Below are 14,382 nucleotides of genomic sequence, written 5' to 3'. Positions count from 1 at the left end.
AAGCTGCGCGCCAACCTCGGCGCAGGCCAGACCGCATCAGACGCAGAAGCAGCCAACAAGCTCTGAACCGCTCCCTCGCTACAGCGCCCTAAACCCGCGCCTGACAGCCCCTGATACGAACACCCCGCCGCGGACCATCCGCGGCGGGGTATTCTGCGTTCCGGGCGTTTCCACATACGGTCCGATGCCTCTGGCCTGCTGCGGCAGGGCGGCCCTAGGCTCCCTACATGAACACATTCGACGGCATTCCCGCCGGTGCCTCCGGCTTCTATGCGGACCTTGAGCAGAACAACAACCGGGACTGGTGGCTGGAACACAAGGCCCGGTACGAGACGCTCGTCCGGGAACCGCTGGCTACCCTGCTGGCCGAGCTGGAGCCCAGGTTTGGCCCCGCGAAGATCTTCCGGCCCAACCGGGACATCCGTTTCTCCGAGGACAAATCCCCCTACAAGACAGCCCAGGGCGCGGTCGCGTCCTTCCAGGAAGGCGTGGGGTACTACGTGCAACTGAGTGCCGACGGCCTCCTGGTGGGTGCCGGCTGCCATTCGATCTCGCCCGCCCAGCTTGCCCGCTTCCGGAACTCGGTGGATGCCACCGGGACCGGGGAATCCCTGGAGAAGATTGTTCATCGGCTCACCGATGCCGGATTCACCGTGGAGGGTGAACGGCTCAAGACTGTCCCGCGGGGGTTCCCCCGCGAGCATCCCCGGGCGGAGCTCCTCAAATACAAGTCGCTGTCCGCCGGCAGGGAGCTGGGCGAACCCGGCTGGCTCTCCACGCCGGGCGCCGCGGAGGAGGTTGGCGGGCTCTGGGAACAGTTGCGGCCGCTCGTCGAGTGGTTGGGCCGCCATGCTTCGCCCTAAGGCAGCTTCGCCGTAGGCAGCTTCGCCCCAGGGCAGCGGGCCCTGCGGGGCGCGGTTTGTGACGGTGTCAGAAGTGCTGGCCGTCCGTGGCCAGGCGGTGCTCAAGGTTAGAGAAGAAGACTGTCACCATCAGTTCGAAGGCCTTCGTCGCTTCCTCGGGCTGGTTCATCACCACAAAATCGAACTGGAGGCCGTAGAACGTGGACGTGAAGAGGCGGGCATCGGTGTCCGCGAACTCCGGGCGTATGCCCTGCACCACCAGCCAGTCGCGGGCTTTTTCGTGGAGCATGCGGAAGTGGTCCTGGGCTGTTCCGCGGGGCGAGGCCGCCACGATGTCCTGTGCCGTGGCCTCAAACTCAAGCCTGGCCAGGTGGCGGTTCCGCTGGGCCATCGTCCAGCGCCAGGACTCCATCAGGTAGGACCGCCAGGCCTCCTGGTCGATGTCGCGCACATCCGTGGTGCGCATGCTGTCCAGCCGGGATTCGATGGACCGGATGATCTCATTGACCAGCTGCTCCCGGTTGCCGAAGTGGTAGACCAGCACGTACGGGCTGATGCCCAGGCCGTCCGCCAGGCTCCGGAACGTGAGCTCGGCCAAGGTCTTGTCCATCAGGTAGTCCTGAATGGCGGACAAAAGCTCCGCCTTGCGCTCCGGTTTAACTGCTCTGGCCATGGCTCCATCTTATGGAGTCATGGCCAGGGCGGATTCCGACGCAGCGGCTTGCGGACGGGAGCGGAGGTCAGCTGCGGGTGAGCGCGTCCTCGTCCTCGTCGTCCGCAGCGTCCTTGTGCTGCGTTGCGTGCACTGCTTGCGGGGCACCATTGACGGCGGCCTTGGCTTCGGCGAACTTCTCGTTGAGCCGGGAGTGGCGCTGGCCGTAGGAGAAGTAGATGGCCACGCCGATGACCAGCCAGATGGCGAAGAAGATCCAGGTCTCCACCGCGAGGTTCGTCATCAGGTAGAGGCACAGGAGCGCCGATACCACCGGGAGCACCTTGCCGAACGGGACGCGGAAGGCCGGCTTCAGGTCCGGGCGCTTCCTCCGCAGGACCAGGATGCCGAGGCTGACCATCACGAAGGCGGAGAGCGTGCCGATGTTGATCATTTCCTCCAGCAGGTCCACGTTGGTGAGGCCTGCCACGACGGCAACCCCTGCACCGCAGATGATCTGGAGGCGGACCGGCGTCGCACGGATAGTGCTGGTCTTGGACAGCGAGCGCGGCAGCAGGCCGTCGCGGCTCATGGCCAGGACCACCCGGGACAGTCCCATAAGCAGCACCATGATCACCGTGGTGAGGCCCACCAGGGAGCCGAAAGCGATGACCTTGGCAGCGTCGGTGTTTCCCACGGCTTCGAAGGCGGTGGTGAGGGTGGGGTTCTTGGCCTCCGCCAGCTGCGTGTAGGACACCATGCCGGTCAGGGCGAGCGACACCAGGATGTAAAGGACAGTGACGATCGCCAGGCCGCCGAAGATGCCCCGCGGCAGGGTCTTCTGCGGGTTCTTGACCTCTTCGGCCGAGGTGGCCACGACGTCGAATCCGATGAAGGCGAAGAAGACCAGCGCGGCGCCGGCGAAGATGCCCAGTGTGCCGTACTGTGCCGGCACGGCTCCGGTAAGGAAGCCGAAGAAGGACTGCTTGAGCACGTCGGCACCGCCTGAGGCGGCGGTGGGCTCGGAGGCGGGAACGAACGGTGCGTAGTTCTCGAACTTCACGTAGCTGAAGCCCACCACGATCACGAACAGGACCACGGCGATCTTGATGAGGGTGAAGATGTTGCCCACGCGGGCGGAGAGCTTCGTTCCCAGCACCAGCAGCACGGTGAATACGGCCACGATCAGGAAGGCGCCCCAGTAGAGGTCGATTCCGCCGAGCGAGATGGCGGGCGGAATGTCCACTCCCATCAGCGCGAAGACCTTGCTGAGGTAGATTCCCCAGTACTTGGCGATCACGGCGCCGGCGGTGAACAGCTCAAGGATGAGGTTCCAGCCGATGATCCAGGCCAGCAGCTCGCCCATGGTGGCGTAGGTGAAGACGTAGGCGGAGCCGGCCACCGGGATGGCCGTGGCAAATTCGGCGTAGCACATGATGGCCAGGGCGCAGGTGACTGCGGCGATGGCGAAGGACAGCGTCACAGCGGGGCCGGCGAAGTTCGCCGCGGCCTTGGCTCCGACGGAGAAGATCCCGGCGCCGACAGCAACGGCGACACCCATGATCATCAGGTCCCACGTGCTCAGGGAACGCTTCAGTTTGCGTCCGGGTTCATCGGCGTCGGCAATCGACTGCTCAATGGATTTTGTCCGGAAAAGGTTCATAGGAAAGTCCACAATCTCGATAGCTTGTTGGAAACAGACTTATCAAGAGTAGTGTCCATCCAGTGGACGGTCATATTTATCCCAGATAGTGAGACGCTGCATGCCCGGCCCGAAGATCATGGCGGCGTCAAGTTTACGCGCGAACGAACACTTGAGGCCCCTCTCACGAGGGGCCTCAAGTGTTCGTTCGTGCTGCCAGGACGGGCTGGTCAGGCCGGCCACTCCATGAGCTTTGACCGGATCAGGAACCGCTTGCCTTCGGGTGATTCAACCGAGAAGCCGCTCCCCCGGCCCAGGACCACGTCCACGGTCAGATGGGTATGGCTCCAGTAGCTGAACTGCTCCCTGGACATCCAGAACTCGAGGGGCTGCGGCTGCCCGCCATCGGCGATGTCGAACAGCCCCAGGAGGACGTCCGCTTCCGCGGTGATGAACTCCCCGGCCGGATAACACATAGGCGAGGAGCCGTCGCAGCAGCCGCCGGACTGGTGGAACATGAGGGGCCCGTGCTGGCCCCACAGCTTCCTGAGCAGTTCCACAGCCTCGGCCGTGAGCGCCACGCGGGAGATGTCCTCCCCGGGCAGCGTCACTGCCGCGTCAAGCCTCGCCTCCATCATCAGTACTTGATGACGACGCGGCCGTCGATCTTGGCGTGCTTCATCTCGTCAAGAACGGCGTTGACCTCGGAGAGCTCCCGGGTGGACACGGTGGGGTGGATCTTGCCCTCAGCGTAGAACTCGAGGGCTTCCTCCAGGTCCTGCCGGGTACCCACGATTGAGCCGCGGACCGTCAGGCCCTTGAGCACAATCTCGAAGATCGGTGCCGGGAAGTCGCCCGGCGGCAGGCCGTTGAACACGATGGTGCCGCCACGGCGGGCCATCCCGATCGCCTGTCCGAATGCTGATGGGTGCACAGCCGTGACCAGGACTCCATGGCAACCTCCGGTTTCACGCTGGATGACTTCGACGGGATCTTCGTGCAGCGCGTTGACGGTAAGTTCCGCACCGTGCTTCTTGGCCAGGGCGAGTTTGTCGTCCGCGATATCCACTGCGGCCACGCGCAGGCCCATGGCCACGGCGTACTGGACGGCAATGTGCCCGAGTCCGCCGATGCCGGAAATGGTGACCCACTGGCCGGGCCTGGCTTCGGTCATCTTCAGGCCCTTGTAGACCGTGACGCCGGCGCAAAGCACCGGGGCGACTTCAACGGGGTCCGAGCCGGCCGGGATGCGGGCGGCAAAGCGCGTGTCCACGAGCATGTACTCCCCGAAGGAACCGTCCACACTGTAGCCGGCGTTCTGCTGCGCTTCGCAGAGCGTCTCCCAGCCGGTGCGGCAGTACTGGCAGTCGCCGCAGGCGGACCACAGCCAGGCGTTGCCGACGAGGTCTCCGACGGCCAGGTCGGTGACACCCTCGCCCAAGGCAACCACTTCGCCTACGCCTTCGTGGCCGGGGATGAACGGCGGTGTCGGCTTGACCGGCCAGTCGCCCTCGGCCGCGTGGAGGTCTGTGTGGCAGACGCCGGTGGTGATGACCTTGACCAGCGCCTGGCCCCGGCCCGGGGTGGGAATGGGGAGGGTCTGGATCTGAAGATCCTTGCCGAACTCGGTTACTACTGCTGCTTGCATTGTCGTCGTCATTGGCGAAATCCTTGCGTAGATAAAGCGGTGGTGCGGTGGAGGTGGTGCTGCCTTCCTGAGGGGTGGCCAGGATGGTGCAGGCGGGGACGGATCGGTGCTGATCCGTCCCCGCCCGGGCTAAGGGCGGCTTAGAAGAAGCCGAGCTTGTTCTCGTTGTAGCTGACCAGGAGGTTCTTGGTCTGCTGGTAGTGATCCAGCATCATGGAGTGGTTTTCACGTCCGATGCCGGAGGACTTGTACCCGCCGAACGCGGCGCCGGCCGGGTAGGCGTGGTAGTTGTTGACCCACACACGGCCGGCCTGGATTTCGCGGCCGGCACGGTAGGCGACGTTGCCGTTGCGCGACCAGACGCCGGCGCCGAGCCCGTAGAGGGTGTCGTTGGCGATTTCCATCGCGTCGTCGTAGTCACTGAACCGGGAGACCGACACGACAGGTCCGAAGATCTCCTCCTGGAAGATCCGCATCTTGTTGTGGCCTTCGAAGACGGTGGGCTGGACGTAGTAGCCGCCGGCCAGGTCGCCTTCGAGCTGGGCGCGGGCGCCGCCGGTGAGGACCTTGGCGCCTTCCTGCTTGCCAATGTCGATGTAGGAAAGGATCTTTTCCAGCTGGTCGTTGGAGGCCTGGGCGCCGAGCTGGGTGTCGGTGTCCAGCGGGTTGCCCTGGATGATTTTCTCCACGCGGGCCACGGCGTCAGCCATGAAGGAATCGTAGATACCGTCCTGGACCAGGGCGCGGGACGGGCAGGTGCAGACTTCGCCCTGGTTGAAGGCGAAGAGCGCGAAGCCCTCCTGTGCCTTGTCGTAGAACGCGTCATCGGACTCGGCAACATCGTTGAAGAAGATGTTCGGGCTCTTACCGCCCAGTTCCAGCGTGACCGGGATCAGGTTCTGGCTGGCGTACTGGCTGATCAGGCGTCCGGTGGACGTCTCGCCGGTGAAGGCGATCTTGCGGATCCGCGGGCTGGAGGCGAGCGGCTTGCCGGCCTCGACGCCGAAGCCGTTGACCACGTTGAGCACACCGGCCGGCAGCAGGTCACCGATGAGTTCCATCAGGACCAGGATGGACGACGGCGTCTGCTCGGCGGGCTTGAGGACCACGGCGTTGCCGGCGGCCAGGGCCGGGGCAAGCTTCCAGACGGCCATCAGGATGGGGAAGTTCCACGGGATGATCTGGCCCACTACGCCAAGGGGCTCGTGGAAGTGGTAGGCCGTGGTGTCGTCGTCGAGCTGGGAGAGCCGGCCTTCCTGGGCACGGACGGCGGAGGCGAAGTAGCGGAAGTGGTCCGCCGCGAGCGGAATGTCCGCATTCAAGGTTTCGCGGATCGGCTTGCCGTTGTCCCAGGACTCGGCGACGGCGAGCATCTCCAGGTTCTCGTCGATGCGGTCGGCGATCTTGTTGAGGACCGCGGCGCGCTCTGCGACGGAGGTCTTGCCCCAGGACGGTGCAATCTTGTGCGCTGCGTCCAGTGCCAGCTCGATGTCTTCCGCGGTGCCGCGGGCAACTTCGCAGAAGACCTTGCCGGTGACGGGCGTGATGTTCTCGAAGTACTGGCCCTTGACCGGGGCAACCCATTCGCCGCCGATCCAGTTCTCGTAGCGGTCCTTGAACGTAACCTTCGAACCCTCGGTACCGGGCTGTGCGTAGACAGTCATTGCTAGCTCCTTTGCTGTGGCAGTTACTATGCCTCCACCGTAGGAGCCTGGGGGTTGCAACCAGGTTGCAACCCTGTGACTCAGCTCACGCCAGCGCCGTCCGGCACGCCAGAGCCTCAAGCGCTGAGTTCGTTTTCCAGCCGTTCAAGATCGGCGACGACGGCGGCCCGCTTGGGCGAGCGCAGCGGGAGCAGCCTCAGCGCGGCGGTGCGGACGCCGACGTCGTCCTTTGCTTCCGGAAGTTCCGCGTACTTCAACAGTGCATCGGCGCTGCCGTCCGTCAGGACCGCTTCGCGCAGCAGCGAGGACACACGGTCCCGGAGATCGATGATGCCCGGCGCTTCCGAACGCGGCAGCACCGCCCCGCGGTAGATCTCCAGGGCAATGCGGTGCGCCCCGCGCTGCAGGCAGTTGAGCACCTGGCTCGAGTCCGGCATCAGGTCCATGGGGAGCCGGTACGGGCGGGACGCGGGGACGGCTTCCGGGCTCAACTGCTGCAGGACCTTGCGCAGGCGCACCATCTCCGGCCGGAGCGTCATGGAGGAGCCGTCGCCCGGATACAGCAGCGTGCAGAGTTCCTCCGCGCTGAGCCCCTTGGGGTGGACGCTGAGCAGTGCCAGGATCTCGCTGTGCCGGGCGGAGAGTGCCACAGTGCGGCCTTCGATGCTGAGCAGCGCCTGGTCCCGGCCCAGGAGCTGGAGGCTATTGCGGTACAGGCTCCCTTCCACCGCGGAACCGGCCTTCGCAGCGGAAGACGTAGTCCGCCGTCGTGCCGGCGCCGCCTGGCGGGCGGCCGCCAGCTGGAGCCGCTCCACACGCAACTGCGCCTGGGCGGCTGCGACGGTGGCCTCCACGAGGGACAGCGTGTGCGGCGCCACCGCGGATTCGGTGCCCGTGATGTCCACAACCCCCAGCAGTGCGCCGGAGTCGGGGTCGTGGAACGGCACGGCGGTGCAGCTCCACGGATGGACGGAGCGCTTGTAGTGTTCGGCACCGGAAATCTGGATACTGCGGCCCAGGGCCAGGGCGGTTCCGGGGGCGCTGGTGCCAACGCTGGCCTCGGACCAGTCGGCGCCGGCCACGAACATCATGCCTTCGGCGCGCCGCTGCGTTACGGAGTCACCCTCCACCCAGAGGAGGCGGCCCACCTCATCGCCCACGGCAACCAGCAGGCCGCTGTCGTGGCTGGGCAGGACCAGGAGTTTGTGGATGACGGGCATGATGGTGGCCAAGGGATGCTGCCGGCGGTATTCCTCCAGCTCCTCCCCGTCCAGGGCCAGTGGTGCTTCGGGGTTGTCCGGATTGGCCCGGAACTGGACGGAACGCTGCCAGGATTCCTCCACCAGGCTCCGCAGCCCGGGCAGGTGCACGCTCCCGGTGCGGCCGGCGCTGCTCGCGGAATCGAGGCCGCCGGCAGGGCCGAAGCCGGTCACGCCGAGCAGTTCGTGGCCCGCCAGGGCATGCCGCTGGAGAAGTGCCGCGGGGTCCGTGCCCGGAACTGCTGGCTGATTCGTTTTCCTCATGGAACTCCCTTGCCGGCACATCGGTGTGCCTGGCGTGACGGTATGCCGTGCTGGGTTGGTCTGCTCAGTCTATTGCCATCCGCCAAGTCGCCATAGGGCTGGCCGTGGGGTTAGCCCTCGGCGCTGCGGGAGATCCGGATCATTTCCTCGCGCGGCACAACCTTGACGCGTTCGCGGACGACGCCGGTCTCCGCCTCCGCTTCGGTCCACGCCTGACCGAGGGCTGCTTCGTGCGCGTCCAGCCTGTTCCAGCCCTCCCACGTGGTGTACTCGACACCGCGCTCCTCCAGCAGGGCAATGATGGCGTGCGGGTCCGGGTTCTGCGCCGGCGGCAGTGTCAGCCGGTCCTCCAGCAGGCAGCCGATGGTCTCCAGGGCGTCGCCCTTCGTGTGCCCGATGAGCCCCACCGGACCGCGCTTGATCCAGCCCGTGGCGTAGATCCCGGGCACCGGGTTGCCCTCGGAGTCGAGGACCCGGCCGCCCTCGTTGGGGATCACGCCGGCCCTGGCGTCGTATTCCAGCTCGTCCAGCGGGGAGCCGTGATAGCCGATGGCGCGGTAGACGGCCTGGACGGGATAGTCAATGAACTCCCCCGTGCCCTTGACGTGCCCGGTACCGTCCAGCTGCATCCGCTCAAACTTGATGCCCGCAACCTTTCCGGTGCCCGCGGTGCTGCCGGCGCCGTCGTAGACCTCCACCGGGCTGTGCAGGAAGTGCAGGTGCAGGCGTCGGGAGGACGGCTGTTCGGATTCCGCATGTTCCTCGACGAGCCAGTTGGTCAGCGTGTTCACCATGGTCTTGATCTGGTTGTTGCTGCGGATGGCGTCATCCGAGGCTTCGTCGAACTCGAAGTCCTCCGGGTACAGCACGATGTCCACATCCTTCATGTGGCTCAGTTCGCGCAGTTCCAGCGGGGTGAACTTCACCTGGGCCGGGCCGCGGCGGCCGAAGACGTGAACGTCCGTAACCGGGGAGTTCTTCAGGCCCCGGTAAACGTTGTCCGGGATTTCCGTGGAGAGGAGTTCGTCCGCGTGCTTCACCAGCATGCGGGCCACGTCCAGGGCCACGTTGCCGTTGCCGATGACGGCGATTTCCTTGGCATCCAGCGGCCATTCGCGGGGCACATCCGGGTGGCCGTCGTACCAGGACACGAAGTCGGCCCCGCCGAAGGATCCTTCTAGTTCGATGCCCGGAACGTTCAGGTCAGCGTCCTTGATGGCGCCGGTGGAGAAGATCACGGCGTCGTAGAAGGCGCGGAAGTCGTGGAGTTTCAGGTCGCGGCCGTAGGTCACGTTGCCGAGGAACCGGATGTCGCCGCGGTCCAGGACCTTGTGCAGCGCGTTCACGATCCCTTTGATGCGCGGGTGGTCCGGTGCCACGCCGTATCGGATCAGGCCGTAGGGGGCAGGGTAGGCCTCGAACAGGTCGATGCTGACTTCGAAGTCGCCGCCCTTGACCTCGTTGGACTTGGTCAGGATGTCCGCGGCGTACACGCCTGCCGGTCCGGCGCCGACAATCGCGACGCGGAGGGGACGTTTGGGGGTGGTTTCGGCCGTGTTGGACACCGGGAGCCCTTCTGAAACGAGAAACTGCGCCACGTCACGTAGCGCACAGTTCCCCATTCTAATTGGTCACCCCCCTTTCCCTGCGGAGCTGTTGAGGGATACTACGTCGCCCTCCCGGTACAACAGCGCGCGCAATTCGGATTCAGCCGAGCCCGTCCGCCGCGGGTCGATGGTCTCCCCCGCGGCAAAATGGTCCAGGAGCCGGGGATCCACATAGCTTTTCCGGGCGATAGACGGGGTGTTTCCCAATACCGCCGCCGCGTCCTGCATCGCGAGGCTGATGGCCCTCTTTTTCTCAGCCACTGTCTTCCGGGGCCCGATCCGGGCCAGGCTAACCGCGGCAGCCACGGTTCCGTGCAGGGTGCGGAAGTCCTTCGCCGTGAAGTCCGACCCCGTCCGTTCCTTGACGTATTCGTTGATCTCCGGGCTGCCCACCGGATGCCAGCTGCGCCCGTTCTTGTACGCCAGGAGCCGGGCGTTGCCGCCCCGGCGCTTGAGCACCCGGACCAGGGCGGCGAGGTCGGCGTCGTCGATCTCGGATTCCCAGGTTTTGCCGCTCTTGGCGGGAAAACTGAGCCGGAGGCTCTCCTGCCTCAATTTCGCGTGGGCGCACAGCAGGGTGGCCAGCCCATGGCTGCCGTTCTCGTTGGTGTACCGCTCGGACCCGACCCGCAGCGAACCCGTGTCCAGCATCCTGAAGGCAGCCGCCAGGACGCGTTCGCGGGAGATCCCGTCGCTGCGCAGGTCCACGGTGACCAGCCTCCGCGCGGTCGGCAGGGATTCGGCGAGCTGGAGGACCCGGTCGAATTTGAGCCGGTCCTTCTTTTCCCGCCAGGCCGGGTGGTAGATGTACTGCCGGCGGCCCATGGCATCGAGTCCTGTGGCCTGGATGTGCCCGTTGTCGTAGGGCGCAATCCACACGTCGGTCCAGGCCGGCGGGATGCCGATGCTCTCCAGCCTTTCCCGGACCGGCCCCGGGGGCAGCGTGGAACCGTCCAGGTCACGGTACGTGAAGCCGGTGCCTGCGGCCAGGCGCCGGTAGCCCCTTCCCGAGGCGTTGCTGTGGCGGAGCCTCATGGCCCGGCGGGGTCAGGATGCTTGTTCATATTAGTAAGCATACTGATCACCGCAAGGCCCTGCAGCATGGCTCCGGGCGATTCGCTGCCGTGTCGGCGGAATACCGCCCGCGGGGGTGGTGTTATTGATCGTGTGCCTACACCCGACGGAACCGCAGCCCCAGCCATGACCACTCCAGGTACCTCAGCGGCCAACGCAGCTTCCGGCGGACAGCCGCCCCGCCCCGGCGTCGCCCTTAAGGCAGTGGACAAGGACACGACGGCGGGTGTCCTGTTCGGAATCGGCGCGTACGGGCTGTGGGGGCTGCTGCCCCTGTACTTCTTCGCGCTGCAGCCCGCCGGCGCGGTGGAAATCGTCGCCAACCGGGTGGTGTGGTCGCTCCTGTTCTGCACGCTGCTGATCACGGTCACCCGCTCCTGGCGGGTGTTCGGCGCGGCGTTCCGGAACCGGACCGTCCTTGGCACCCTGTCCATCGCCGCGGCTTTGATCGCGGTGAACTGGCTGACCTACACGTACGGCGTCACCACCGGCCAGGCCGTGGAGGCGTCCCTGGGCTACTTCATCAACCCGCTCGTCTCCGTGCTGCTGGGCGTGTTCGTGCTGAAGGAAACGCTGCGTCCGCTCCAGTGGGCCGCCGTCGGGATCGGCTTTGTTGCGGTGGTGGTGCTGACGATTTCCTACGGCAAGCTGCCTTGGATCGCCCTGACCCTGGCGGTCAGCTTCGGACTCTACGGCTTCGTGAAGAAGCGGATCGGGCCCAAGGCCGACGCCATCACCAGCCTGTCCGTGGAGACGGTGGTACTGGCTCCCCTCGCGGCCGCCACGATGATCTTCCTTGGCGTCAGCGGGGCCGCCACCCTCGGCACTCAAGGAGCCGGCCACTTCTGGCTCCTGGTCGCGTCCGGCGTCATCACCGCAGTGCCGCTGGTGTTCTTCGGCGCCTCGGCCCGCCGCCTGCCCATGACCACCATCGGCCTGCTGCAGTACTTCGCGCCGGTGCTCCAGTTCATCGTGGCCCTGGTGGTGTTCAAGGAAACCATGACCCTGGACCGCTGGATCGGCTTCGGCGTGGTCTGGCTGGCGCTGCTGGTGCTGACCGTGGACATGCTGGCGGCATCGCGCAGGAGTTCCGTGGCCCGGAAGCGCGCGCTGCGGGAAGCGCGAACCTAAAGCGCGAACGGGGAAGGCCCGGGCGGGGTCGCTTAGGGGCTGTCGAGGCGCTCGTATTCGCGCGGGATGACCACCATCGGCACGGGCAGAGCACGCAGCACCTTGTTGGCCGTGCTCCCGATGAACAGCTTGTTTTTCTCGGCCAGGCGCGACGAACCCACGATCAGGATCTCGCCGTCGTCCCATTCGAGGTCGTCGATGCACTCCTCGATGGTGCGCCCGTGCGCCACTTCCACGCTCACGTTATGTCCTTCCGGGAGCCGGTGCGACGCCTCGGTGAGCACGGTATTGGCGTGGATGTGCGCCGCATTGACCACTTCGCCGCTGTCACCTTCCGCGTCGAGCTCCACCAGGGAGACCATGCGCAGCGGTGCACCCCGGCGTTGCGCGGCCGCGATGGCGACACCGATTGCTGCCTCCGCGCCCACCCTCTGGCCTACGGCGAGCGTCAGCCGGGTGACGGCCTCCGTGCGGCGGTAACCGCGGGGAGCCAGCGCCACCGGAACCGGGGAGGCGTGCAGGAGGGCGTTGGCCACACTGCCCACCGTGTGGCGCTTGAACAGGCCGCTGCTCGCCGCACCCACCACGATCAGTCCCGCTTGGTACTCGACGGCGGCCTCGATCAGCCCAGCAGCGAACGACTCGGCGTGGCGCACGTGGAACTCCACGCTGACGTCCTCGGGAACCAGTGCCAGCCCTTCACGCTGTGCGTCCAGCACCGCCTGCTCGCCGGCGCCGACATGGCCGCTGTCGGCATCCTGCGCCGCATGCGGGACGCCCTTTTTCACCACATAGACGAGGTCCAGCTGGGCGCCCTGCGCCCGCGCCATCGCGGACGCTAGGGCTACGGCGTCGGCGCCGCGTTCGTTTGGTGTGTAGCCAACTACGTATCGCATGGGTGAACCCCTTTTGGGTCTGGGGCAGAATCCAGCCGCGCTCGGGGTTCCCGGGCAACGTCGGCCGGTCTGCGTTCCTGCAGTGGTAGTGCTGACTCTAGCCCACAAGGGCCCACATCAGGGGTGACATTTGGCCCGAAACGGGCGCCCGAAACGGAGGCCCGGCTACAGCCAAAGCAGCGCATACACAGAAGAGCCGCGGACGGTCGGTCCGCGGCTCTTCTGTTGGCTCCCGGGAGCCTGCGTCAGGCATCCGGGCGGAGTCCCAGTGGGTGGGGCCCTGGTGCGGGCCCCGGGTCTTTAGGTTAGGCGTGCGCCTTGATGGCGGCGGCCAGCACCTCGAGGCCGTCCAGCAGCAGTTCGTCGCCGATGACCAGCGGCGGCAGCAGGCGGATGACGTTGCCGTAGGTGCCGCAGGTGAGGATGATGACGCCTTCCTTGAGGCAGGCGGCGGCAACGGCCTTGGTCAGTTCCGGGTTCGGTTCCTTGGATCCGGCCTGCACCAGTTCGATCGCCAGCATGGCGCCGCGTCCGCGGATGTCGCCGATAACCGATACCTCGGAGGCCAGTTCGCGGAGGCGGCCGGTGGCCAGTTCCTCGATGTGCTTGGCGCGGGCGTTGAGGTCGTACTGCTCCATGGAGCCGATGGACGCGAGTGCCGCGGCGCAGGCAACCGGGTTGCCGCCGTAGGTGCCGCCCAGTCCGCCCGGGTGGACGGCGTCGAGCAGGTCCGCACGGCCGGTGATCGCGGACAGGGGCATGCCGCCGGCGATGCCCTTGGCCATGGTGATGATGTCCGGGACAACACCTTCGTGGTTCACGGCGAACCATTCACCGGTGCGGCAGAAGCCGGACTGGACCTCGTCGGCGATGAAGACAATGCCCTTTTCCTTGGCCCAGGCGGCGAGTGCCGGCAGGAAGCCGTCGGCCGGGACGATGAAGCCGCCCTCGCCCTGGATCGGCTCGATGATGATCGCGGCAACGGATTCGCCGCCGATCTGCTTTTCGATCATGGTGATGGCGCGCTTGGCGGCCTCGGCACCCGTGATCGAGGGGTTTTCCTCGCGGAACGGGTAGCTCATGGGCATGCGGTAGACCTCGGGCGCGAATGGGCCGAAGTTGGTCTTGTACGGCATGGCCTTTGCGGTCAGCGCCATGGTCAGGTTGGTGCGGCCATGGTAAGCGTGGTCAAAGGCGACGACGGCGTCACGGCCGGTGGCCAGGCGGGCCACCTTGACGGCGTTTTCCACGGCTTCGGCACCGGAGTTGAACAGCACCGTGCGCTTTTCGTGGTCGCCCGGGGTGAGGCGGTTCAGCTGCTCGGCGACAGCCACGTAGCCCTCGTACGGGGTGACCATGAAGCAGGTGTGGGTGAAGTGCTCCACGGCTTCTTTCACGGCGCCCACGACGGCGGGATCGGATGCACCGACGCTGGTCACGGCGATGCCGGAGCCGAGGTCAATGAAGGAGTTGCCGTCGACGTCGTGGATGATGCCGCCGTCGGCGTCCGCAACAAAGACGGGGACGCTGGAGGCGACGCCGGCTGCCACGACAGCCTTGCGGCGTTCGGTCAGCGCAACGGACTTGGGTCCCGGGAAGTCCGCCTGAACGCGGCGCTTCTGCTCGAGACGGTAGGTGATGTCATGGGCGGTGGCGGTCATGGAGAAGCCTTTCTTGAAAGC

At 66.2% G+C, this 14,382-nt stretch carries 12 protein-coding genes; 2 read left to right on the top strand and 10 right to left on the bottom strand.

The features are described 5' to 3' along the window. Positions 1 to 227: 227 nt before the first annotated feature. Positions 228 to 863, top strand: coding sequence for a DUF2461 domain-containing protein (locus AB0N24_RS24610; RefSeq protein WP_364130345.1), 636 nt, complete (start codon positions 228 to 230; stop codon positions 861 to 863). 67 nt (positions 864 to 930) lie between these two features. Here the strand turns inward: AB0N24_RS24610 and AB0N24_RS24605 are convergent, their stop codons facing one another. From AB0N24_RS24605 to AB0N24_RS24570, 8 genes are all read right to left on the bottom strand, one after another. Then, positions 931 to 1,536 (bottom strand): TetR/AcrR family transcriptional regulator, encoded by a 606-nt coding sequence (locus AB0N24_RS24605; RefSeq protein ID WP_364130342.1) that lies wholly within the window; start codon positions 1,534 to 1,536, stop codon positions 931 to 933. Between the two features lie 67 nt (positions 1,537 to 1,603). Then, positions 1,604 to 3,178: an amino acid permease gene (locus AB0N24_RS24600; RefSeq protein WP_364130340.1), complete on the bottom strand. Its 1,575-nt coding sequence runs from the start codon at positions 3,176 to 3,178 to the stop codon at positions 1,604 to 1,606. A 209-nt stretch (positions 3,179 to 3,387) separates the two neighbouring features. Next, positions 3,388 to 3,795 (bottom strand): DUF779 domain-containing protein, encoded by a 408-nt coding sequence (locus tag AB0N24_RS24595; protein ID WP_364130337.1) that lies wholly within the window; start codon positions 3,793 to 3,795, stop codon positions 3,388 to 3,390. Next, positions 3,795 to 4,817: an alcohol dehydrogenase AdhP gene (gene adhP, locus AB0N24_RS24590; protein ID WP_364130334.1), complete on the bottom strand. Its 1,023-nt coding sequence runs from the start codon at positions 4,815 to 4,817 to the stop codon at positions 3,795 to 3,797. Before adhP ends, AB0N24_RS24595 begins: the two co-directional genes overlap by 1 nt. A 128-nt stretch (positions 4,818 to 4,945) precedes the next feature. Then, complete coding sequence (locus tag AB0N24_RS24585; RefSeq protein ID WP_364130331.1) at positions 4,946 to 6,469, bottom strand: aldehyde dehydrogenase family protein; 1,524 nt, start codon at positions 6,467 to 6,469, stop codon at positions 4,946 to 4,948. A 116-nt stretch (positions 6,470 to 6,585) separates the two neighbouring features. Next, positions 6,586 to 7,992, bottom strand: coding sequence for a GAF domain-containing protein (locus tag AB0N24_RS24580; RefSeq protein WP_364130329.1), 1,407 nt, complete (start codon positions 7,990 to 7,992; stop codon positions 6,586 to 6,588). A gap of 110 nt (positions 7,993 to 8,102) precedes the next feature. Continuing rightward, on the bottom strand, positions 8,103 to 9,557 hold the full coding sequence (locus AB0N24_RS24575) for an FAD-dependent oxidoreductase (RefSeq protein ID WP_364130326.1): 1,455 nt from the start codon (positions 9,555 to 9,557) through the stop codon (positions 8,103 to 8,105). Positions 9,558 to 9,623: 66 nt separating this feature from the next. Beyond that, the gene (locus tag AB0N24_RS24570) at positions 9,624 to 10,634 is read right to left on the bottom strand and encodes a DNA topoisomerase IB (RefSeq protein WP_364130323.1); all 1,011 of its coding nucleotides are present in this window, start codon (positions 10,632 to 10,634) and stop codon (positions 9,624 to 9,626) included. Between the two features lie 165 nt (positions 10,635 to 10,799). Here AB0N24_RS24570 and rarD point away from each other — a divergent pair, with 165 nt between their 5' ends. Beyond that, on the top strand, positions 10,800 to 11,804 hold the full coding sequence (gene rarD / locus AB0N24_RS24565; RefSeq protein WP_364130320.1) for an EamA family transporter RarD: 1,005 nt from the start codon (positions 10,800 to 10,802) through the stop codon (positions 11,802 to 11,804). Positions 11,805 to 11,836: 32 nt separating this feature from the next. Here the strand turns inward: rarD and AB0N24_RS24560 are convergent, their stop codons facing one another. After that, complete coding sequence (locus AB0N24_RS24560) at positions 11,837 to 12,700, bottom strand: universal stress protein (protein ID WP_364130318.1); 864 nt, start codon at positions 12,698 to 12,700, stop codon at positions 11,837 to 11,839. Positions 12,701 to 13,005: 305 nt separating this feature from the next. Further along, complete coding sequence (gabT, locus tag AB0N24_RS24555; protein WP_364130315.1) at positions 13,006 to 14,361, bottom strand: 4-aminobutyrate--2-oxoglutarate transaminase; 1,356 nt, start codon at positions 14,359 to 14,361, stop codon at positions 13,006 to 13,008. Between the last annotated feature and the right edge of the window lie 21 nt (positions 14,362 to 14,382).

Origin of the sequence: Arthrobacter sp. NPDC093128, from assembly GCF_040683875.1 — a bacterium.
In the GTDB taxonomy this organism is placed as follows: domain Bacteria; phylum Actinomycetota; class Actinomycetes; order Actinomycetales; family Micrococcaceae; genus Arthrobacter.
This window is presented reverse-complemented; position numbering and strand designations above follow the sequence as displayed.

What these genes read in the sequence shown, in the direction of transcription:
- AB0N24_RS24610 (WP_364130345.1), top strand. Translation starts at nt 228, where the DNA reads ATGAACACATTCGACGGCATTCCCGCCGGTGCCTCCGGCTTCTATGCG.
- AB0N24_RS24605 (WP_364130342.1), bottom strand. Translation starts at nt 1,536, where the DNA reads ATGGCCAGAGCAGTTAAACCGGAGCGCAAGGCGGAGCTTTTGTCCGCC.
- AB0N24_RS24600 (WP_364130340.1), bottom strand. Translation starts at nt 3,178, where the DNA reads ATGAACCTTTTCCGGACAAAATCCATTGAGCAGTCGATTGCCGACGCC.
- AB0N24_RS24595 (WP_364130337.1), bottom strand. Translation starts at nt 3,795, where the DNA reads ATGATGGAGGCGAGGCTTGACGCGGCAGTGACGCTGCCCGGGGAGGAC.
- adhP (WP_364130334.1), bottom strand. Translation starts at nt 4,817, where the DNA reads ATGACGACGACAATGCAAGCAGCAGTAGTAACCGAGTTCGGCAAGGAT.
- AB0N24_RS24585 (WP_364130331.1), bottom strand. Translation starts at nt 6,469, where the DNA reads ATGACTGTCTACGCACAGCCCGGTACCGAGGGTTCGAAGGTTACGTTC.
- AB0N24_RS24580 (WP_364130329.1), bottom strand. Translation starts at nt 7,992, where the DNA reads ATGAGGAAAACGAATCAGCCAGCAGTTCCGGGCACGGACCCCGCGGCA.
- AB0N24_RS24570 (WP_364130323.1), bottom strand. Translation starts at nt 10,634, where the DNA reads ATGAGGCTCCGCCACAGCAACGCCTCGGGAAGGGGCTACCGGCGCCTG.
- rarD (WP_364130320.1), top strand. Translation starts at nt 10,800, where the DNA reads ATGACCACTCCAGGTACCTCAGCGGCCAACGCAGCTTCCGGCGGACAG.
- AB0N24_RS24560 (WP_364130318.1), bottom strand. Translation starts at nt 12,700, where the DNA reads ATGCGATACGTAGTTGGCTACACACCAAACGAACGCGGCGCCGACGCC.
- gabT (WP_364130315.1), bottom strand. Translation starts at nt 14,361, where the DNA reads ATGACCGCCACCGCCCATGACATCACCTACCGTCTCGAGCAGAAGCGC.